This window comes from Halomonas faecis, assembly GCF_010993975.1.
GTDB lineage: Bacteria > Pseudomonadota > Gammaproteobacteria > Pseudomonadales > Halomonadaceae > Halomonas > Halomonas faecis.
On record NZ_JAACZO010000012.1, the window covers coordinates 33253 to 53535 of the forward strand.

At 65.2% G+C, this 20283-nt stretch carries 18 protein-coding genes and 2 tRNA genes; 4 read left to right on the forward strand and 16 right to left on the reverse strand.

Features of this window, described 5'->3' with window-relative positions:
- Nucleotides 1-4: 4 nt before the first annotated feature.
- From GFD32_RS08415 to rlmE, 8 genes are all read right to left on the reverse strand, one after another.
- A tRNA-Met gene (locus GFD32_RS08415) sits at nucleotides 5-81 on the reverse strand.
- A gap of 135 nt (nucleotides 82-216) precedes the next feature.
- Nucleotides 217-303 (reverse strand) — tRNA-Leu (locus tag GFD32_RS08420).
- A gap of 24 nt (nucleotides 304-327) precedes the next feature.
- Complete coding sequence (gene secG, locus GFD32_RS08425; protein WP_163576118.1) at nucleotides 328-687, reverse strand: preprotein translocase subunit SecG; 360 nt, start codon at nucleotides 685-687, stop codon at nucleotides 328-330.
- 4 nt (nucleotides 688-691) lie between these two features.
- The gene (gene tpiA / locus GFD32_RS08430) at nucleotides 692-1441 is read right to left on the reverse strand and encodes a triose-phosphate isomerase (RefSeq protein ID WP_163576119.1); all 750 of its coding nucleotides are present in this window, start codon (nucleotides 1439-1441) and stop codon (nucleotides 692-694) included.
- Nucleotides 1442-1514: 73 nt separating this feature from the next.
- On the reverse strand, nucleotides 1515-2864 hold the full coding sequence (gene glmM, locus GFD32_RS08435) for a phosphoglucosamine mutase (protein WP_163576120.1): 1350 nt from the start codon (nucleotides 2862-2864) through the stop codon (nucleotides 1515-1517).
- Nucleotides 2864-3721, reverse strand: coding sequence for a dihydropteroate synthase (gene folP / locus GFD32_RS08440; protein ID WP_163576121.1), 858 nt, complete (start codon nucleotides 3719-3721; stop codon nucleotides 2864-2866). The genes glmM and folP overlap by 1 nt, the downstream gene beginning before the upstream one ends.
- 100 nt (nucleotides 3722-3821) lie before the next feature.
- On the reverse strand, nucleotides 3822-5810 hold the full coding sequence (gene ftsH, locus GFD32_RS08445; protein WP_163576122.1) for an ATP-dependent zinc metalloprotease FtsH: 1989 nt from the start codon (nucleotides 5808-5810) through the stop codon (nucleotides 3822-3824).
- Between the two features lie 208 nt (nucleotides 5811-6018).
- Nucleotides 6019-6666, reverse strand: a complete 648-nt coding sequence (gene rlmE / locus GFD32_RS08450) for a 23S rRNA (uridine(2552)-2'-O)-methyltransferase RlmE (RefSeq protein WP_240455583.1) — start codon at nucleotides 6664-6666, stop codon at nucleotides 6019-6021.
- A 169-nt stretch (nucleotides 6667-6835) separates the two neighbouring features.
- On the opposite strand from rlmE, the gene yhbY reads away from it, so the two are divergent.
- A complete protein-coding gene (gene yhbY, locus GFD32_RS08455) occupies nucleotides 6836-7162 on the forward strand; it encodes a ribosome assembly RNA-binding protein YhbY (RefSeq protein ID WP_163576123.1) in 327 nt (108 codons plus the stop codon).
- 118 nt (nucleotides 7163-7280) lie between these two features.
- Here yhbY and greA read toward each other — a convergent pair whose 3' ends face one another.
- From greA to GFD32_RS08485, 6 genes are all read right to left on the reverse strand, one after another.
- Nucleotides 7281-7757 (reverse strand): transcription elongation factor GreA, encoded by a 477-nt coding sequence (greA, locus tag GFD32_RS08460; protein ID WP_163576124.1) that lies wholly within the window; start codon nucleotides 7755-7757, stop codon nucleotides 7281-7283.
- Nucleotides 7754-10999 carry a carbamoyl-phosphate synthase large subunit gene (gene carB, locus GFD32_RS08465; RefSeq protein WP_163576125.1) on the reverse strand — a complete coding sequence of 1082 codons (3246 nt, stop codon included), beginning with the start codon at nucleotides 10997-10999 and terminating at the stop codon, nucleotides 7754-7756. Before carB ends, greA begins: the two co-directional genes overlap by 4 nt.
- Before the next feature lie 48 nt (nucleotides 11000-11047).
- Entirely contained in the window at nucleotides 11048-12193 is a 1146-nt protein-coding gene (gene carA / locus GFD32_RS08470; RefSeq protein ID WP_163576126.1) for a glutamine-hydrolyzing carbamoyl-phosphate synthase small subunit, read from the reverse strand.
- Nucleotides 12194-12621: 428 nt separating this feature from the next.
- Nucleotides 12622-13425 (reverse strand): 4-hydroxy-tetrahydrodipicolinate reductase, encoded by an 804-nt coding sequence (gene dapB / locus GFD32_RS08475; RefSeq protein WP_163576127.1) that lies wholly within the window; start codon nucleotides 13423-13425, stop codon nucleotides 12622-12624.
- 70 nt (nucleotides 13426-13495) lie between these two features.
- Entirely contained in the window at nucleotides 13496-14404 is a 909-nt protein-coding gene (locus GFD32_RS08480; RefSeq protein WP_240455584.1) for an EamA family transporter, read from the reverse strand.
- Entirely contained in the window at nucleotides 14401-14679 is a 279-nt protein-coding gene (locus tag GFD32_RS08485) for a DUF2218 domain-containing protein (protein WP_163576128.1), read from the reverse strand. Before GFD32_RS08485 ends, GFD32_RS08480 begins: the two co-directional genes overlap by 4 nt.
- 356 nt (nucleotides 14680-15035) lie before the next feature.
- Between GFD32_RS08485 and GFD32_RS08490 the strand changes: the two genes are divergently transcribed.
- From GFD32_RS08490 to GFD32_RS08500, 3 genes are read left to right on the forward strand one after another with little or no spacing between them, the layout of a single operon-like run.
- Nucleotides 15036-16163, forward strand: coding sequence for an ABC transporter substrate-binding protein (locus GFD32_RS08490; RefSeq protein WP_163576129.1), 1128 nt, complete (start codon nucleotides 15036-15038; stop codon nucleotides 16161-16163).
- On the forward strand, nucleotides 16153-17220 hold the full coding sequence (locus GFD32_RS08495) for a FecCD family ABC transporter permease (protein ID WP_163576130.1): 1068 nt from the start codon (nucleotides 16153-16155) through the stop codon (nucleotides 17218-17220). Before GFD32_RS08490 ends, GFD32_RS08495 begins: the two co-directional genes overlap by 11 nt.
- Nucleotides 17214-17963, forward strand: coding sequence for an ABC transporter ATP-binding protein (locus tag GFD32_RS08500; RefSeq protein ID WP_163576131.1), 750 nt, complete (start codon nucleotides 17214-17216; stop codon nucleotides 17961-17963). The genes GFD32_RS08495 and GFD32_RS08500 overlap by 7 nt, the downstream gene beginning before the upstream one ends.
- On the opposite strand, the gene GFD32_RS08505 is transcribed toward GFD32_RS08500, so the two are convergent.
- Complete coding sequence (locus GFD32_RS08505; protein WP_163576132.1) at nucleotides 17941-18834, reverse strand: DMT family transporter; 894 nt, start codon at nucleotides 18832-18834, stop codon at nucleotides 17941-17943. The genes GFD32_RS08500 and GFD32_RS08505 overlap by 23 nt on opposite strands.
- 225 nt (nucleotides 18835-19059) lie before the next feature.
- Nucleotides 19060-20208, reverse strand: coding sequence for a molecular chaperone DnaJ (gene dnaJ, locus GFD32_RS08510; RefSeq protein WP_163576133.1), 1149 nt, complete (start codon nucleotides 20206-20208; stop codon nucleotides 19060-19062).
- Between the last annotated feature and the right edge of the window lie 75 nt (nucleotides 20209-20283).

The window sequence follows — 20283 nt, forward strand, 5'->3', positions numbered from 1 at the left end:
AAGATGGTAGCGGGGGCCGGATTCGAACCGACGACCTTCGGGTTATGAGCCCGACGAGCTACCAGGCTGCTCCACCCCGCATCATTCCAGGTCGGCGATTGTAGGCACTTGACGGGAAAGCGTCAAGATAAAGCGGCGCCTTTGCTACAATCTTTCTGGTGCCAATCCTGCGTTGCGACGACCGAAACTCGCCAGCGGCGCGCTTCGGGATACAGATGGTGCCGAAGGCGGGACTTGAACCCGCACGGCCATAAGGCCACTACCCCCTCAAGATAGCGTGTCTACCAATTCCACCACTTCGGCAAATAATGCTGCTGGAACGGCAGCTTAGTCGCTGCTTTCCTCCAGCACTGGCGCAGTATTATCCACGTCGCCGCCTTCGTCGTCAAGAGTCGGCGTATTGCGCTGCTGATCGATCAGTTCGGCATCGGGTATCCCCGCTTCGGGAGCCTCACCGGCCTGGGAAGCGAAGTAGGCGAGCACCAGCGAGGTGGCAAAGAAGGCTGCAGCAAGCACTGCCGTGGCGCGCGACAGAAAACTGCCCGAACCACGCGAGCCGAAGACGGTTTGCGAGGCACCGCCGCCAAAGGCGGCACCGGCTTCGGCACCCTTGCCCTGCTGCAGCAGGATGAGAGCGACCAGGGCGATCGCAATCACCACATGGATCATGAGAATGGCAACTTGCATGGTTTCAACCTGCTGACTGGCAAATGGCTAGGAAGTCGTCGACCTGGAGAGCGGCACCGCCCACCAGGCCACCGTCGATGTCCGGCTGGGCGAGCAACTCGCCCGCATTGGCGGCTTTCATGCTACCGCCATAGAGGATCTGCATGCCTTCGGCGAGAGCCGGGGAGTAGGCCGCCAGGCGCCCACGAATCGCTGAGTGCACTGCCTGGGCCTGTTCGGGGCTGGCGGTTCTGCCGGTGCCGATGGCCCACACCGGCTCGTAGGCCAGCACCAGGCGCGCGCGCTCGGCAGGGTCCAGGGCATCGCAAACCGCGGCGAGCTGACCAATCACGACGGACTCGGTACGCCCGGCTTCGCGCTCTTCGAGCGTCTCGCCAAGGCACAGCACCGGCCTCAAACCATGCTCGAGCGCCGCCTGGACGCGCGCCAGCACCGCCGCATCGTCTTCCCCGAACAGGCTGCGCCGCTCGGAGTGGCCGACCAGCACCAGGCGCGCCCCCACATCGACCAGCATGGCACCGCTCACCTCGCCGGTGAAGGCGCCGCTCGAACGATCGCTCAAGGTTTGAGCACCCACCGTCAACGGCGTTTCCTGGAAGGTCTCGGCCGCGACACCCAAATAGGGAAAGGGCACCATCAGCGCCACCTCCACTCGAGCCGGGAGCTTGACGCTCGCAAAGGCCCGGGCGAAAGCATCGACCAGCGCCAGGGAGCCGTTCATCTTCCAGTTGCCGGCGATCAGCAGCGTTCGCATGCTCGATCCTCTTTCAAAGTGGTGCGAAATGGTATAGGAGCCCCCGTGTCAACACAACCATGGAGAGGGGCGGTCAAGCCAGTTCGCGCGTTACCTCATCGGCGATTCGCCGCGCCAGGGCATCGACGTCGAAATGCGCCCGCCCCTCGACCATCACGCGCAGCAGCGGCTCGGTGCCCGAAGGGCGCAGCAGCACGCGCCCTTCGCTACCCAGCACCTCCTCCACGGCGGCGACGCTGCGCTGCACCGCCTCGCAGCGCATCAGCGCCTGTGCATCGGTACCTGGCGTCAAGCGCACGTTGACCAGCGCCTGGGGCACCTTCTCCAGACCGGCCAGCAGACCGGCCAGCGGCTTGGCTTCGTTGACCATGATGGCCAGCACCTGCAGCGCCGAAACGATACCGTCGCCGGTGGTCTGCACGTCGGCGCACACGATGTGGCCGGAGGACTCGCCACCCAGCTGCCAGCCGTTGGCCGCCATCCGCTCCACCACGTAGCGGTCGCCCACCTTGACGCGCTCGAAGGGGATTCCCATGCCTTCGAGGGCCATGGCCAGGCCGAAGTTGGTCATCAGGGTGCCCACCACGCCACCCACCATCAGGCCGCGCCCGTGGCGATCGCTGGCAATCAGGTAGAGGATGTCGTCACCGTCGATCTCGCGGCCATCGGCATCCACCATCAACACGCGATCCCCGTCGCCGTCGAAGGCCACGCCCAGATCGGCACTCTGCTGGATCACCGCGGCACGCAGGCTGGCCGGCGAGGTGGAGCCCACCTCGCGGTTGATGTTGAGCCCGTCGGGATTGGCCCCCACCAGGCTGACATCGGCACCCAGTTCGCGGAACACGCTGGGCGCGATGTGGTAGGTGGCACCATGGGCACAGTCGAGTACGACCTTGAGTCCATGCAGACTGACCCGATTGGGTATGGTCGACTTGCAGAATTCGATATAGCGCCCCGCGGCATCGTCGATGCGCATCGCCTTGCCCAGCCGATCCGCCGCTACCGTGGACAACGGCTCTTCGAGCATGGCCTCGATATGCTCCTCGATGCCGTCATCGAGCTTGGTGCCGGCGCTCGAAAAGAACTTGATGCCATTATCGGCGAAGGGGTTGTGCGAGGCGGAGATCACGATGCCGGCATCGGCGCGAAAGGTGCGCGTCAGGTAGGCGATACCCGGCGTGGGCATGGGGCCGAGCAGTGCCACGTCCGCGCCGGCGGCCGAGAGACCGGCTTCCAGCGCCGATTCGAACATGTAGCCGGAGATGCGCGTATCCTTGCCGATCAATACCCGTGCACGGCCCGATTCCCGCGCCAGCACGCGCCCCATGGCCCAGCCCAGCTTGAGCATGAAATCCGGCGTGATGGGGTAGTCACCCACTGTGCCGCGAATACCGTCGGTGCCGAAATAGCGTCGTGTCATTAGCAACCTTCCTTGAGTACGGCCCAGGTCATGTTGATGGCGTCTAGCGTAGGCCCCACATCGTGGACGCGCACGATCCTCGCCCCGCGCTCGACGGCCAGCGCCGCCAGTGCCAGGCCTCCCGACAGACGCTCTTCCACCGGGCGGGCGAGCACCTTGCCGATCATGCTCTTGCGCGACATGCCCACGAGCAGCGGGAGGCCGAGCCGCTCCAGGCGGTCCATCCGGTTGAGCAGCCGCAGGTTGTGCTCCACGGTCTTGGCAAAGCCGAAACCGGGGTCGAGCAGCAGACGCTCGCGGCGCAATCCCGCCGCCTCGCAGGCGGCCACCCGATCGGCAAGGAAGTCCACCACGACCTCTTCTATGGGCCGGTCGTAGCGGGGAGCATTCTGCATGTCGGCGGGCTCTCCCTGCATGTGCATCAGGCACACCGGCAGACCGCTGATGGCCGCAGCCTGCAGCGCGCCCTCGCGTTGCAGGCTACGCACGTCATTGAGCATTCCGGCACCGGATTGCGCCGCCGCCCGCATCACCTCCGGACTGCTGGTATCCACCGACACCAGGGCATCGAGCTCACTGACCAACGCTTCGACCACCGGGAGCACGCGATCCAGTTCCTGCTGGACCGGCACCGGGGTAGCCCCGGGGCGAGTCGACTCGCCGCCCACGTCGATGATCGCCGCACCCTCGGCCAGTAACCGTTCGGCATGGCGTAGCGCATCGTCGCGGGCATTGTGACGCCCGCCATCGGAAAAGGAGTCGGGAGTGGCGTTGAGCACCCCCATCACGCGGGGAAAAGAGAGGTCGAGCCGGTGGCGGCCACACGGCAGCCAGGTGGGCGACGCGCTGTCCATCATGTCTCGTTCCTGTGGCGAGAAGGGTCACGAAGAATCCGCCAAGGGTACCACAAACGGCACAGGCGCCCCGCAGGGCGCCTGCCGCTCAAGGCTCGCGGCTTCAGGAACCGGCCGGACCGCCTAGCGGGTCGGAAGGACGACGGCGCGGCTCGTCGTCCTCTTCGTCGTCCCCGTCATCCGCATCGGCCGTCGACTCGTCATCGGCCGACTCAATGTCGTCGGCGGTGACCGGCGACCCACCGCCGGAAGAATCGCCGTCCTCCCAATCCTTGGGCGGACGAGGCGTACGGCCTTCCATGATGTCCTTGAGCTGATCGGCATCGATGGTCTCGTACTGCATCAGCGCCTCGGCCATGGCATCGAGCTTGTCGCGATTGTCCTCGAGAATCTGCTTCGCCTTGGTGTAGCACTCATCGATGATCTTGCGCACTTCCTTGTCGAGCTTGGTGTTGGTCTCGCCCGACTTGAGCTTGCCGCCCTGACCCGCGCCGCCGAGGAACTGGTGCGACTCGTCCTCGTCATACATCACCGGCCCCATCTCTTCGGAGAGGCCCCACTTGGCGACCATGTTATGGGCCAGCTCCGTGGCACGCTTGATGTCGTTGGAGGCACCAGTGGTGACGCCGTTGGGCCCCAGCGTCATCTCCTCGGCAATGCGGCCGCCGAACAGTGAGCAGATCTGGCTGATGATCTGCTGGCGCGACAGGCTGTAGCGGTCCTGCTCAGGCAGGAACATGGTCACGCCCAGCGCACGACCGCGCGGAATGATGGTCACCTTGTAGACCGGATCGTGCTCCGGCATCACCAGGCCGATGATGGCGTGCCCGGACTCGTGGTAGGCGGTATTGAGCTTCTCCTTCTCGGTCATGACCATGGAGCGGCGTTCGGCGCCCATCATGATCTTGTCCTTGGCCAGCTCCAGTTCCTCCATGCCCACCAGGCGCTTGTTGCGCCGCGCCGCGAACAGTGCCGCCTCGTTGACCAGGTTGGCCAGGTCGGCGCCCGAGAAGCCCGGTGTGCCGCGGGCGATCAGCGACGGCTTGACGTCGTCGGCAAGCGGCACCTTGCGCAGGTGCACGTTGAGGATGTGTTCGCGACCGCGAATGTCGGGCAGCGGCACCACCACCTGACGGTCGAAACGCCCCGGACGCAGCAGCGCCGGGTCGAGCACGTCGGGACGGTTGGTGGCGGCGATGACGATGATGCCTTCGTTGGCCTCGAAGCCGTCCATCTCCACCAGCAGCTGGTTGAGCGTCTGTTCGCGCTCGTCGTTGCCACCGCCCATGCCGGCGCCACGCGAACGGCCCACGGCGTCGATCTCGTCGATGAAGATGATGCACGGCGCCTGTTTCTTGGCCTGCTCGAACATGTCGCGCACGCGCGAGGCGCCCACGCCGACGAACATCTCGACGAAGTCGGAGCCGGAGATCGAGAAGAACGGCACCTTGGCCTCGCCGGCGATGGACTTGGCGAGCAGCGTCTTGCCGGTACCGGGTGGGCCGACCATCAGCACGCCGCGGGGGATCGTGCCGCCCAGGCGCTGAAACTTGGAGGGGTCACGCAGGAAGTCGACCAGTTCCTCGACCTCCTCCTTGGCCTCGTCGCAGCCCGCCACTTCAGCAAAGGTGGTCTTGACCTGATCGTGGGAAAGCAGCTTGGCCTTGGACTTGCCGAAGCTCATCGGCCCGCCCTTGCCGCCGCCGCCGCCCTGCATCTGGCGCATGAAGAACATGAAGATGGCGAGAATCAGCAGAATCGGGAAGCTGGCGATCAGCAGCCGGGTCCACAGACTCTGCTGTTCGGGCTCCTTGCCCACCACCGTCACGTCGTTGGCCAGCAGATCATCCATCAGCTTGGGGTCATCCGCCGCCGGCCGGATCGTCTGGAACTGCGAACCGTCGGTACGCTCACCATTGATGGTATAGCCATCGATGGTGACGCTGCGTACCTGCTGATTCTGCACCTGCTCGACGAACTGCGAGTAGTTCATCGTCTGCGGGGTGCTGTCGACGCTGAAGTTGTTGAACACCGTCAGCAGCACTGCCGCGATGACCAACCACAGAATCAGGTTCTTCGCCATATCATTCAAGGGAGTACCCTCATTACAAGCAACTGTCTGCCAATGACGCCTGGGTATAGGACCATGCGCACGGCGTTGACGTTCCCACGCCATCGCCATCTGGCTATCTAGGCTCACTGTGACACAGTTGAGCCGCCTTGTCCGGCCATTACGCCATTAGTCTGTATCTATCGGCAGCCGAGCCCTCGGCCGCCGACATCGGGCGGCCAAGCCTTGCTCAGCCGCGAAATCCGTCTGCCAGCAGGTAGACTTCCCGGGAGCGCGAACGCGACGCCTCCGGCTTGCGCGTAACGACCCGCCGAAAGCGCTCGCGCAGCGCCTTGAGATAAGCGTCGAATCCCTCGCCCTGAAACACCTTGGCGAGAAACCGCCCTTCCGGCCTGAGCGTCTGCTGGGCCAAGTCCAAGGCCAGCTCCACCAGATACATCGCCTGGGGCTGGTCGATGGCGGCCATACCACTCATGTTGGGGGCCATGTCCGACATCACAAGGTCCACCTCGCGACCGCCCAGCGCAGCGAGAATCGACTCGAGCACCGTCTCCTCGGTGAAATCGCCCTGGATGAACTCGACACCGGCCAGGGCATCCATCTCGAGTATGTCGGAGGCGATCACCAACCCTTCGTGTCCCACCTTTTCCGCCGCCACCTGGCTCCAGCCGCCCGGCGCGGCCCCCAGGTCGATCACCGTCATGCCGGGCCGGAACAGATGGTCCTTTGCGTCGAGCGCCAGCAGCTTGTAGCTGGCACGGCTGCGATAGCCGTCCTGCCAGCTTTGCTGCACGAAGCGATCGTCGAAATGCTCCTTGAGCCAGCCGGATCGACGACGCGAGGCGCCATCGCGCGAGGGAGGGGTGGAACGAGCCACGAACATCACCTTGACTACGAAACGGGTAAGCGTGAGAAGGCCAGCGGCCCACAGGCGGTATTCGATACGAGCTGACAGGGGGCCGGAGTCAGGCCGCGCCATGCTTTCGCCGGCTGGCGTTTCCCCGTACCATGACGGGCTGCGCGCAACCGGGAAGACGCAAGATACCATGAGCTTGTCACAGGCACAAAAGAAAGCATTTCGCAGCATCGGGCATTACTTGAGCCCGGTGGTCACGGTCTCCGAGAACGGCCTCTCCGAGGGCGTGCTGGCCGAACTCGACCGGGCGCTGACCGACCATGAGCTGATCAAGGTCAAGCTCGCCCTGGCCGAGCGCGACGACCGCGCCACCATGCTCGACGAGTTGCTGAAAGCCAGCAACGCCGAAACAGTGCAAACCATCGGCAAGGTGGCCCTGCTCTACCGAGCGAGCCCACAGGGCAACCCCAAACTCTCCAACGTCAAACGCTTCGAGAACCATCACGGACGGCGCTGACGCGCCAGCGGTGAGCTTCGGGCTCCGGGCGGCGAGCAACTTCACAAAAAGCCCGCGATCGATTGTCGCGGGCTTTCGCTGGATCGTAGCTCGTAGCTCGTAGCTCGTAGCTCGTAGCTCAGAGATGCTCGACCCCGGCGATCTCGTACTCGACTTCGCCGCCCGGCGTCTTGACCACCACCACGTCGCCCTCCTCTTTGCCGATCAAGGCCCGAGCGATGGGCGAGGTGACCGAAATACGCCCCTCTTTGATGTTCGCCTCGTCCTCGCCGACGATGCGATAGCGTACCTCCTCGTCGGTGTCGAGGTTGATCAGGTCCACCGTAACGCCAAAGATCACCTTGCCGGTCTTGGGCAGTTTGGTGACGTCGATCACCTGGGCGCTGGAGAGCTTGCTCTCGATCTCCTGAATGCGCCCTTCGATGAAGCCCTGCTGCTCGCGGGCGGCGTGGTACTCGGCGTTCTCCTTGAGATCGCCGTGTTCACGGGCCTCGGCGATGGCGGCGATCACCCTGGGGCGCGCCTCGCTCTTGAGCTCCTCGAGCTCCTTGCGCAGGTGCGCTTCCCCAGCAACGGTCATCGGGACCTTGTTCATTGCGTTGCTCCTGCATGCAGTTCCTGAAGCCGCCGCACCGTGATGGCATTGCCGTATTCCAGCGCCAGACAAACGGCGCTCGCCCCTGCCAGAGTGGTGGCGTAGGGCACCTTGCGGGCTAGCGCGGTACGGCGGATGACCGAGGAGTCATTGATCGCCTGACGACCCTCGGTGGTGTTCACGATATAGGCGATTTCGTCGTTCTTGAGCAGATCGACGATATGCGGGCGGCCTTCGTAGACCTTGTTGACGATCTCGACCGGCAGGTCGGCCGCTTCCAGGGCGGCGGCGGTACCACGCGTGGCCACCAGAACGAACCCCAATGCTAGCAGAGAACGGGCCACTTCGATAACACCCGCCTTGTCCGGGTCGCGCACCGAGAGGAACGCCTTGCGCTCGCCGGTCAGCGCCGGAATCGCCTCGCCGGCGCCCAGCTGCGCCTTGTAGAAGGCCTCGGCGAAGGTGTCCCCCGAGCCCATCACCTCGCCGGTGGACTTCATTTCCGGCGACAGGATGGGATCGACGCCGGGGAACTTGTTGAACGGGAAGACGGCCTCCTTGACGCTGTAGAAGGGCGGCACGATTTCCCGCTCGAAGCCCTGCTCGGCCAGGCTGGTACCGGCCATGCAGCGTGCTGCCACTTGGGCCAGCGAGGTGCCGATGCACTTGGAGACGAACGGCACGGTACGCGAGGCGCGCGGGTTGACCTCGATGACGTAGATCTCGTCGTCCTGCCAGGCCAGCTGCACGTTCATCAATCCCTTGACGCCGAGCTCCACGGCCATCTTCTCGACCTGGTGGCGCATCTCGTCCTGCACCTCGGCAGGCAGCGAATAGGGCGGCAGCGAACAGGCCGAATCGCCGGAGTGCACCCCGGCCTGCTCGATGTGCTGCATGATGCCGCCGATCACCACCCGTTCACCGTCGGAAACGGCATCGATGTCGATCTCGATGGCGGCATTGAGGAAGTGGTCGAGCAGCACCGGCGAGTCGTTGGAGACCTTGACCGCATGGGTCATGTAGTTCTCCAGCTCGGAGGCGTCGTAGACGATCTCCATGGCCCGGCCGCCGAGCACGTAGCTGGGGCGCACCACCAACGGGTAGCCGATCGCCTCGGCCTTGGCGAAGGCCTCGTCGAAGCTGCGCGCCGTGGCGTTGGGCGGCTGCTTGAGATCCAGCTTGTCGATCATCTGCTGGAAGCGCTCGCGATCCTCGGCACGGTCGATGGCGTCCGGCGTGGTGCCGATGATCGGCACGCCGGCGGCCTCGAGCTCGCGGGCGAGCTTGAGCGGCGTCTGGCCGCCGAACTGCACGATCACCCCCGCGGGCTGTTCCTTGTCGGCGATCTCCAGCACGTCCTCCAGGGTCACCGGCTCGAAGTAGAGGCGATCGCTGGTGTCGTAGTCGGTGGAAACGGTCTCGGGGTTGCAGTTGACCATGATGGTCTCGTAACCGTCGTCGCGCATGGCGAGTGCGGCGTGCACGCAGCAGTAGTCGAACTCGATGCCCTGGCCGATGCGGTTGGGGCCGCCCCCCAGCACCATGATTTTCTGGCGGCCGGAGACCTCTGCCTCGCACTCCTCCTCGTAGGTGGAGTACATGTAGGCGGTATCCGAGGCGAACTCGGCAGCACAGGTGTCGACGCGCTTGTAGACCGGGCGGATACCGGCCTTCTGGCGGGTCTTGCGGAACTCTTTCTCGGCAACGCCCAGCAGGCTCGCCAGGCGGGCATCGCTGAAACCCTTGCGCTTGAGCCGGAAGAGCTCGCGAGGGGTGAACTCGGAGAGCGAGCGCTTGGCCACGTCCTGCTCGAGACGCACCAGCTCCTCGATCTGCACCAGGTACCAGCGATCGATACGGGTCAGGGCAAAGACTTCGTCGACGCTCATGCCGGAGCGCAGGGCATCGGCCACGTAGAAGATGCGCTCGGCGCCGGCGGCCTGAAGCTCGCCCTTGATGTGCGCCAGAGCGTCGTCGCTGAACTCACCGAACTTGAAATCAGGAAACTTGGGATCGAGGCCGTCGTTGCCGGTCTCCAGGCCGCGCAGTGCCTTGTGCAACGACTCCTGGAAAGTGCGGCCGATGGCCATCACCTCGCCCACCGACTTCATCTGAGTGGTCAGACGGTCGTTGGCCTGGGGGAACTTCTCGAAGGTGAAGCGCGGAATTTTGGTGACCACGTAGTCGATGGACGGCTCGAAAGAGGCCGGAGTGCGCCCCCCGGTGATGTCGTTGGCGAGCTCGTCCAGGGTGTAGCCCACCGCCAGCTTGGCGGCGATCTTGGCGATGGGAAAGCCGGTGGCCTTGGAAGCCAGTGCCGAGGAGCGCGACACCCGCGGATTCATCTCGATGACCACCATGCGCCCGGTGTCCGGGTCGACGCCGAACTGCACGTTGGAGCCACCGGTTTCGACGCCGATCTCGCGCAACACCGCCAGCGAGGCGTCGCGCATGATCTGGTACTCCTTGTCGGTCAGCGTCTGCGCGGGGGCCACGGTGATCGAGTCGCCGGTATGCACGCCCATGGGGTCGAAGTTCTCGATGGCACACACGATGATGCAGTTGTCGTTGCGGTCGCGAACGACCTCCATCTCGTACTCTTTCCACCCCAGCAGCGACTCGTCGATGAGCAGCTCGTGGTTGTTGGAGAGCTCGAAGCCACGGGTGCAGATCTCCTCGAACTCCTCCTTGTTGTAGGCCACGCCGCCGCCGGAGCCGCCCATGGTGTAGGAGGGGCGGATGATCACCGGAAAACCGAGCTCGGCCTGGATCTGCCAGGCCTCGTCCATGCTGTGGGCGACCTTGGCCTTGGGGCATTCCAGGCCGATGCGCTTCATGGCCTGGTCGAAGAGGTCGCGGTCCTCGGCCTTGTTGATGGCATCGGCGTTGGCGCCGATCATCTCCACGCCGTACTGCTCGAGCACGCCGTGCTTGTCCAGGTCCAGTGCGCAGTTGAGCGCCGTCTGGCCACCCATGGTGGGCAGGATGGCATCGGGGCGCTCGGCCTCGATGATCTTCTCCACCGCCTGCCAGGTGATCGGCTCGATGTAGGTGGCATCGGCCATCACCGGATCGGTCATGATGGTGGCCGGATTGGAGTTGACCAGGATGACCCGGTAGCCCTCCTCGCGCAGTGCCTTGCAGGCCTGGGCGCCGGAGTAGTCGAATTCGCACGCCTGGCCGATGACGATGGGGCCGGCGCCGATGATCAGGATGCTGTGGATGTCGTTACGCTTGGGCATGGTGCTTCCCGCAGAAAAAGGTGACGAACGAGGGGCGGCGGCCGGTCTCTAGCGACGCGCCTGCATCATCGCGACGAAACGGTCGAACAGCGGCGAGACATCGTGCGGGCCGGGGCTCGCTTCGGGATGTCCCTGGAAGCTGAAGGCCGGACGGTCGGTGAGCTCGATGCCCTGCAGCGAGCCGTCGAACAGCGAGCGATGGGTGGCACGCACGTTGCTCGGCAGGGTCGCCTCGTCGGCGGCGAAGCCATGGTTCTGGCTGGTGATCATCACCTGACCGCTGTCGAGATCCTGCACCGGATGGTTGGCACCGTGATGGCCGAACTTCATCTTCACCGTCTTGGCCCCGGACGCCAGCGCCAGCAGCTGATGCCCCAGGCAGATGCCGAATACCGGAAGTCGGGTCTCGAGAAGTTCCCGGATGGCGGTAATGGCGTAGTCGCAGGGTTCGGGGTCGCCCGGGCCGTTGGCCAGGAAGATGCCGTCCGGATTCATGGCCAGCACTTCGGCCGCCGGGGTCTGGGCCGGCACCACGGTCAGCCGACAGCCGCGGGAGGCGAGCATGCGCAGGATGTTGCGCTTCACGCCGTAGTCGTAGGCGACCACGTGGAAGGGACGCTCTCCCGCGGCGGCATCGGCGTAGCCTTCGCCCAGCGCCCACTCGCCCTCGCTCCACGCGTAGGCGGACTGGCAGGAGACCACCTTGGCCAGATCCATGCCCTTGAGGCCGGGGAAGTCGCGGGCTGCGGCCAGGGCACGTTCCACGGCGTCCTCACCCTCGGCGTCCGCGCCGGCCAGGATGGCCCCGTTCTGGGCGCCCTTGTCGCGCAGGATGCGCGTCAGACGACGGGTATCAATATCGGCGATGCCCAGCACGTTCTGGCTGGCCAGGTAGTCGGCGAGGGTCTGCTCGCTGCGAAAGTTGCTCGCCAGCAGCGGCAGGTCGCGAATCACCAGCCCCGCAGCGGCAATGGCGTCGGACTCGACGTCCTCGCCATTGACGCCGGTGTTGCCGATGTGCGGATAAGTGAGGGTCACGATCTGGCGGGTATAGGAGGGGTCGGTCAGGATCTCCTGATAACCGGTCATGGCCGTATTGAACACCACCTCACCGCTGGTCTGTCCATCGGCACCGATGGCCGTGCCGTGGAATACACTACCCTCTTCCAGGGCCAGTATCGCGGGTTTGTTCAATGCAACGTCCTCCCATGCTCGTCAAGGAATTCTAGTCGGCTCGTGCATCTGCCGACGACCGGGCTCGACCGTCGAGCAGTCGTAAAAAAGCGGGACGAAACCCGATGCAGACCGGTTTCATCCCGCTTGTTGTCATTCGCTCGGAATGCCTGGGCCGAAGCAACAAGCGCTGCGAAGGGGGCTTTCACCCATGCGCCCGGCCAAAATTTTGGGGATGTTACAGGATATGGCGCCCGGCGACCACCCCGTGGGGCCTACGCCAAGGTAATCTCCGCGTCTCATCGCGAGGGGCGCCGGGGACAAGCCGAAAGGGAGGTCCTTCGCCATGGATGGCGAAGGTAGCGTCCAGGGAGGGATTCACAGCGCCTCCCGGCAGGCTTGTCGACGGAACAGCCCCGAGCCCCTGCCTTCCTGCAACAGCGCTGGGGTCAAAGACCCAACACGTCCTGCATGGCGTAGCGGCCGTTGTCTTGGCCGGCCACCCAGCGGGCGGCGCGCACCGCGCCCTTGGCGAAGGTCATGCGGCTCGATGCCTTGTGGGTGATCTCGATACGCTCACCTTCGGTGGCGAACATCACGGTGTGCTCGCCGACGATATCGCCCGCTCTAACGGTCGCAAAGCCGATCTCCTTGGGGTCGCGGGGCCCGCACTGGCCGACACGCTCGAAGACGCCGTGCTCCTTGAGGTTGCGGCCCAGGCTCTCGGCGACCACCTCGCCCATCTTCAGCGCGGTGCCCGAGGGGGAGTCCACCTTGTGGCGGTGATGCGCCTCGATCACCTCGATGTCGTAGCCCTCGTCGCCCAGCGCCCTGGCCGCCGTCTCCAGCAGCTTGAGGGTCAAGTTCACGCCCACGCTCATGTTGGGGGCGAAGACCATGGGCAACTTGTCGCCATAACCGTCGAGCTCGGCGATCTGCGCCTCATCGAGGCCGGTGGTGCCGATGACGATGCGCTTGCCGTGGTCGGCACAGAACGCCAGATTGGCCAGCGTCACCCGAGGGGCGGTGAAGTCGATCAGCACGTCGAAGTCATCGACGATGGCCTCCAGCGACTCCGCGGCCGCCACGCCCAGCTTGCCGAGCCCGGCCAGCTCGCCGACGTCCGCCCCGGCCAGCGAACTGCCCGGCTCGACGACGCCGCCGGCCAGAGTGGCGCCGTCATCCTGCTGCACGGCATTGACCAGGGTGCGGCCCATGCGGCCAGCGACACCCACGATGGCGATACGGGTCATGTTCACTCCTGAGAAAAGCGCTAGCGGTTCGAGAATGGGTAGCAGTATACCAGAGCCGACACCGTCGCCATCAGTTGGCCGAAGGCTCGCGCTGGCGCATCAACAAAGCCATGGCGGCGAGCACCAGCAAACTGCCGGGCAGCCACTCCCAGCCCAGGCGCGCCGGGGTCTCGATGAACAGCAGCAGCATGGAGACGAAGGGAACCAGGTAGCCGTAAGCGGTGACGGCCCCCGGTGTGAGCACCGCCGTGGCACGCTGTAGCAGCCAGAAGGTCAGGGCGCTCGAGAAGAGCCCCAGGTAGACGAGCAGCATGGCATCACCGAGACGCATCGTCGCCAGCCGTGCCACCGGCTCGATGGCAAGCCCCAGCAATCCGATCAACACCCCGCCGAGCCCCAGGCTCCAGAAGGTTCGCACCGCCGCCGACTCGGCCAGCCGGCCGGTGGAAAGCCCCCACTTGCTGAGCACCGGATAGAGCGCCGAAGCGATGCAGCCCAGGAAAAAGACCGCCTCGCCGCGGCCGAAGCGCCATGCGCCTGCCTGACCCAGCGACTCGGCGAAGGCCAGGGCCAGGGCACCGCCGGCACCCAACGCCAGGATGGCCGGCAGCCGCCAGGCCAGCCGCTCCAGGCCAAAGCCGAGCCCCAGCAGGTAGGCGAGCAGCGGCACGCTGACGTAGAGCGTCGACATGGCCAGCGCCGTGGCATGATGCGCCGCCCAGAACATGGCGCCGAAGAAACCGGCCAGGCACAGCCCCATGATCCCATAGAGAGGCAACACCTGCAGGGCAGGCAGGAAACCCGGCGCACGCCGCGCCAGGCACCACAGCCCGGTGCAGGCAATGGCGAAACGCAGTGCGGTGAGCGTGAGTGGCGGCAGTTCCCGCATCAGCCCCACCGCCGGAAAGGAGAGCCCGACCAGCAGCGCCCACAGCAGCATGCCGAAGTGGGCCGCGCGGGGCGAGAGCGCCCCGCTCACGTCTCCCAGACGATATCCAGGTTCTCACCGTCCAGCGCTTCCAGCGCCCCATCGACCTTGGCCTCGAGCTGATCCAGCGCCTCGTCTTCCAGCGACTCGAGCGCCACGATCAGTTTCTCCGCCTCGGGATAGAGGACGCAGGTGCCCTCGGTGAAGACGACGCACACCCGCTCGCTCTCGCGGCGCACCTGCTGCGACTCGGACCACTCCTCGCACAGCCGCTCGATCAGGCTCGGCGCATCGTCGACGGGAATCTCGGCTCGTGAAATCGGCATCGCTGCCTCCGCTCATGTGGATTCTGCGCTCAGACTAAGGCCAGGCGGGGGCTTGGCGCCAGCCCGTATCGCCATTTCTCGAGCTGCCTGAATGCACGCGGACACGATGTGCCTCCAATCAACCGGGCTGACCCGAAGCCAGTACGCCTGCCTCTGTGTAACCGCTGAGGCCGGGGCGGCTCGGCGGCCGTCTCGACGACGACGCTGGATTCGATCATAATGGCCGATACACGAATGAGAAATATGCGCCTTAGCTAGTGAAACTCGATCCCATCATGGAAGAAACACGACACTCGTCGTACCACTCCGCGATCGAGAGCTCCAAGACTACCCTCAACCAGCGAGCAAGACTGAACATGCACAAACTGCTGCTGAACGCCGTCTGCGGCACCGCCGTCGCTCTTGCCGGCACGACGATCCTGGCCGATGAAATCGCCGTCACCGACATCACCGGGCGTGAGGTCACCGTGGACGTCCCCGTGGAGCGTATGATCCTGGGAGAAGGTCGCCAGATCTACCTGCTCGGCGCCCTGCAGCCCGAGGATCCCTTTGCCGGCGTGGTGGGCTGGCGGGAGGATTTTTCTCAGGCCGACCCGGACAATTACGCCGTCTACGCCGAAAAATACCCCGAGCTGGAGTCGATCCCTACCTTCGGCGGCTTCAAGGACGGCACCTTCGACGTGGAACAGGCCGCCTCCCTGGAGCCGGACGTGGTACTGATGAACCTCGAGGCCAAGACGGCCACCGAGGATGCCGGCTACGACGAAAAGCTCGCCGAGCTGGGCATTCCCATTCTTTACGTCGACTTCCGCGAGGATCCGCTCGAGCACACCATCCCGTCCATGCGACTGATGGGCAAACTGCTGGGTGAAGAAGCGGCCGCCGAGGCCTTCATCGCCTACTCCGAGGCCCAGATGGCCCGCGTCACCGACGTCATCGCCGAGGCCAATCCCGAGCGCCCCAGAGTCTTCATCGACCGTGCCGGCGGTTACTCGGAGGATTGCTGCATGAGCTTCGGCCCTGGCAACTTCGGTGAATACGTGGAACTCGCCGGGGGCACCAACATCGCCGACGGCATCATCCCCAACACTTTCGGCACGCTGAACCCGGAGCAGATCATCGCCGCCGACCCGCAGCAGGTGGTAGTGACCGGCGGCAACTGGGACGCCTACGTACCCGGCGGCGACTGGGTCGGCGTGGGCCCCGGCGCCGACATGGAAACCGCCCGCACCAAGCTCGAGGCGCTGACCGAGCGCACCGCCATGACCGGCATCGAGGCCGTCGAGAACGACAACTTCCACGCCATCTGGCACCAGTTCTACAACAGCCCCTACTACTTCGTCGCCGTACAGAGGCTGGCCAAGTGGTTCCACCCGGAACTGTTCGCCGACCTCGACCCCGAAGCTACCATGAAGGAGCTGCACGAGCGCTTCCTGCCTGTGGATTACGAAGCCGGCTATTGGGTGTCGCTCGATGACCACTGAGCTAGCCGCCGTCGATGACTCCCGTGGGCGCGATTTCTATCGCGCCATGGTGCTCAAGCGCCAGCTCATCCTCGGCACCTTGGTAGCGGCGCTGTTCCTGAGCCTCTGCATCGACCTTGCCCTAGGCCCTGCCCGCTTCAGCCTGGGCGAGGTGGTCACCGGCCTACTCACCCCCGACGCCGTCAGCCAGCAGGTCCGAGTGATCCTCTGGGAGATCCGCATGCCGGTGGCACTGATGGCCCTGGTGGTGGGAGCAAGCCTGTCGGTCGCTGGCGCCCAAATGCAGACCATCCTCAGCAACCCCCTGGCCAGCCCCTTCACCCTGGGCATTTCCGCCGGTGCCAGCTTCGGCGCCGCACTGGCGCTGGCCTTCGGTGTGGCGATCATCCCCGGCGCCATCGAGTACGTCGTGCCGGTCAACGCCTTCGTCATGGCCATGCTCACCGCTTTTCTGATTCACGCGCTCAGCCTCAGGCGCGGGGTCACCATAGAAACCATCGTCTTGCTGGGCATCGCCATGGTGTTCATCTTCAACTCGCTGATGGCGCTGATCCAATTCTTTGCCAGCCAGCAGGCGGTGGCCGCGGTAGTGTGCTGGACCATGGGCAGCCTGACCAAGGCGACCTGGCCCAAGCTATGGATCGCCCTGGGAGTGCTGATGGCGGTACTGCCACTTCTGGCGCGCCACGGCTGGGCGCTCACCGCCATGCGCCTGGGAGATGCCAAGGCCGAGAGCCTGGGCGTGAAGCCGCATGCCCTGCGCCTGGAGGTGCTGGTGCTCGTCTCTCTGCTGGCAGCCATCGCCGTGGCCTTCGTCGGCACCATCGGCTTCATCGGCCTGGTCGGGCCGCATATCGCCCGGCTGCTACTGGGCGAGGATCAACGCTTCTTCCTGCCGGGCTCGGCGCTGTGCGGGGCCCTGATTCTCTCCGTCGGCTCGGTGCTGTCGAAGGTAATCCTGCCCGGCACCATCATTCCCATCGGGATCATCACCTCGCTGGTGGGCATCCCCTTCTTCCTGTTCCTCGTGCTCAACCGTAAGAAGGCTTCATGGTAACGCTCAAGCTAGACCGCCTTTCAGCCAGTTATGGTCGTCATCAGATCCTGGCGAAGATCAGCACCCCACCCTTCGAAGGGGGGCAGGTCGTTGCCCTGCTCGGCCCCAATGCCGCGGGAAAGTCTACCCTTTTCCGCCGTATCCTTGGCCTGCTCAAGGGAGAGGGCGAGGTCGTGCTCGGCGGCACCACCGCTGAGAATCCCGTGGCCTATATGCCTCAGGACACTGGTGCCAAGGCAGTGCTGACGGTCTACGAGTCGGTGCTGCTGGCACGCATGCAAGGGCGCGCGCTGAAGGTCGGGGCCGAAGATCTGGCTCGGGTCGACCAGGCCCTGAATGAACTGGGCATCGAAGATCTCAGCGAACGCGACATCGGCGATCTCAGCGGCGGCCAGCGACAGCTGGTGAGCGCTGCCCAGGCCCTGGTGCAGGAGCCCGAGATCCTGATGCTCGACGAGCCCACCTCGGCGCTGGACCTCAATCGCCAGATCGGCCTGCTGACGGTGCTGCGACGGCTGGCCCGGGAGCGCAAGATGCTGATCTTGGTGGCACTCCATGACTTGGGACATGCCCTGCGCTTTACCGATCAGGCGATGATACTCGAGAGTGGTCGACTGATCGCCTGCGGCCCCACGGACCAGGTGGTCACCCCAGAGCTGCTGCGGCGAGTCTATCGGGTGGAGTCGCGCATCGAAGCCTGTTCCAAGGGGTGGCCCCAGCTCATCGTCGAAGAAGCCATCTGATCCTGCGCCCCTCTAGCACCGCCAGGCCTGCCCCGGCCAGCACCAGGGGCAGGGCCAGCAGAAAGCCGGCGGAGGGCGCCAGCCCGAAGATCGCCAGGTCGGCCACCACCGGCCAGATCAAGGCCAAATACTCGAAAGGCGCCAGCCGCGAAGCCTCGGCATAGCGTAGCGCCAAGGTCATGCAGATATGCGCCGCACCGCCGAACAAGCCTGAAAGCACCAACAGTCCCAACTCCGGCCCGGCAAGGGCAGCCCAGCCAAACGGCCAGGTAGCCAAGCCCGCCAGCGCCGACACCAGGATGAAGTAGAAGGCGATGGCTCCCGGCGTTTCGGTGCGCGAAATGCGCCTTACCGTCAGTAGCGCCCCCGCCGAGAGAAAGGCCGCGAGAAGTCCCAGGGCATATCCCTTCAGCGAAGCGCCGTCGCCCCCCAATTCAGGCAGCACCAGAACGGCCACGCCGGCCATCGCCAGCAAGAGCGCCCCACCACGGTGAACGGTAAACCGCTCCCCCATCAGCAACACGCCACCCAGCGCCATCAATACAGGAGTCAACTGCGCCAGCAGTGTCGCCTCGGCCACGGGCAAGAGCGCCAGCGCCGCGAAGGAGGCGAACATCGCTGCCGCGCCAAGCCCCGAACGCAGCAGATGTCCCGCAGGCCGACGGGTAGCCAGGCCTGCGGGAAACTCCCGACGCCAGGCCATGAAGGCCACGATGGGCAGCAGTGCGAAGGCCGAACGGAAAAACACGGCCTGCCCCAGCGGGGCCACCGTGCTGGCCGCCTTAACGCACACCATCATCGCCGTGAAGAGCACCCCCGACAACAGCCGGAGCGTAATGCCGGCCAGGGGCCGGTCAGCCAGGTCGTCCATGAAAACGATTGCCTGCGGGTACGAGTAAAAAGAGGGCATTTTCGCCCCACCAGCTATCCAACGCCACTGCCTGTGCCCCTAGACGTCAAGCCAATAACTCCGATTATCAATGCAGCATACCCTATGTCTTGCCAGCCCTTGGGCTACGCATGGACCAGAAACGACACGGCCCCGGACATCGCAAGATGTCGGGGCCGTGTGCAGCCATCCCACCAAGGCTAGCCGTTACGGCTTCATGTCCTCGAAGAACTTCTTCACGCCGTCGAAGAAGCTGGTCTTCTTCGGGGAGTGGCGGCTGTTGCTGCCGTCGAGGCTCTCCTGGAAGTTGCGCAGCAAGTCCTTCTGCTCCTCGTTGAGATGCACCGGGGTCTCGACCACCACCTTGCACAGCAGGTCGCCCGGCGGGCCGCCGCGCACCGGCTTGACGCCCTTGCCGCGCAGGCGGAAGAGCTTGCCGGTCTGGGTCTCGGGCGGGATCTTGAGCTTGACTCGGCCGTCCAGGGTCGGCACCTCCAGCTCGCCGCCGAGTGCGGCGTCGACGAAGTTGATCGGCACCTCGCACTGCAGGTGGCGCCCGTCGCGCTGGAAGATGTGGTGCGGCTTGATGTGCACCTGAACGTAGAGATCGCCCGGCGGGCCGCCGTTGATCCCGGCCTCGCCCTCGCCGTTGAGGCGGATGCGGTCGCCGGTATCGACGCCGGCGGGAATCTTCACCGAGAGCGTGCGAGTCTCGCGTACCCGGCCTTCGCCGTGGCACTTGTGGCACGGCACCTTGATGTGCTGGCCGCTGCCGTGGCAGGTGGGGCAGGTCTGCTGCACGGCGAAGAAGCCCTGCTGCATGCGTACCTGGCCGTGACCGTGACAGGTCGGGCAGGTCTCCTTGCTGGAGCCCGGCTCGGCACCGGCACCGTCGCAGCGCTCGCACTCGATGTGGCGCGGCACGCGGATGTCCACGCTGGTGCCGGCCACGGCACTCTCCAGGTCGAGCTCGAGGTTGTAGCGCAGGTCGCTGCCGCGCTGCGGCGCGTTGGGGTTGCGCCGCCCGCCGCCACCGAAGATGTCGCCGAAAACGTCGCCGAAGATGTCGCTGAAACCGCCGGCACCGGCACCGCCGAAGCCACCCTGGCCACCGAACCCACCGGCCTGGCCGTCGACCCCGGCGTGGCCGAACTGATCGTAGGCGGCGCGCTTCTCGCTATCGGCCAGCACTTCGTAGGCTTCGGAGACTTCGCGAAACTTCTCCGCCGCCGTATCGTCATCCGGGTTGCGATCCGGATGGTATTTCTGGGCCAGGCGTCGGTAGGCCTTCTTGATGTCTTTCTGGTCGGCATCCCGCTCGACGCCCAGCACCTCGTAAAAATCGCGTTTGGACATGAGTCCTTGCGCCTCCTGGTCTAGGCAGTGACCGCCCGAGCCGCGGAAACGGCAACGCGGGAGTCATACCCCCGC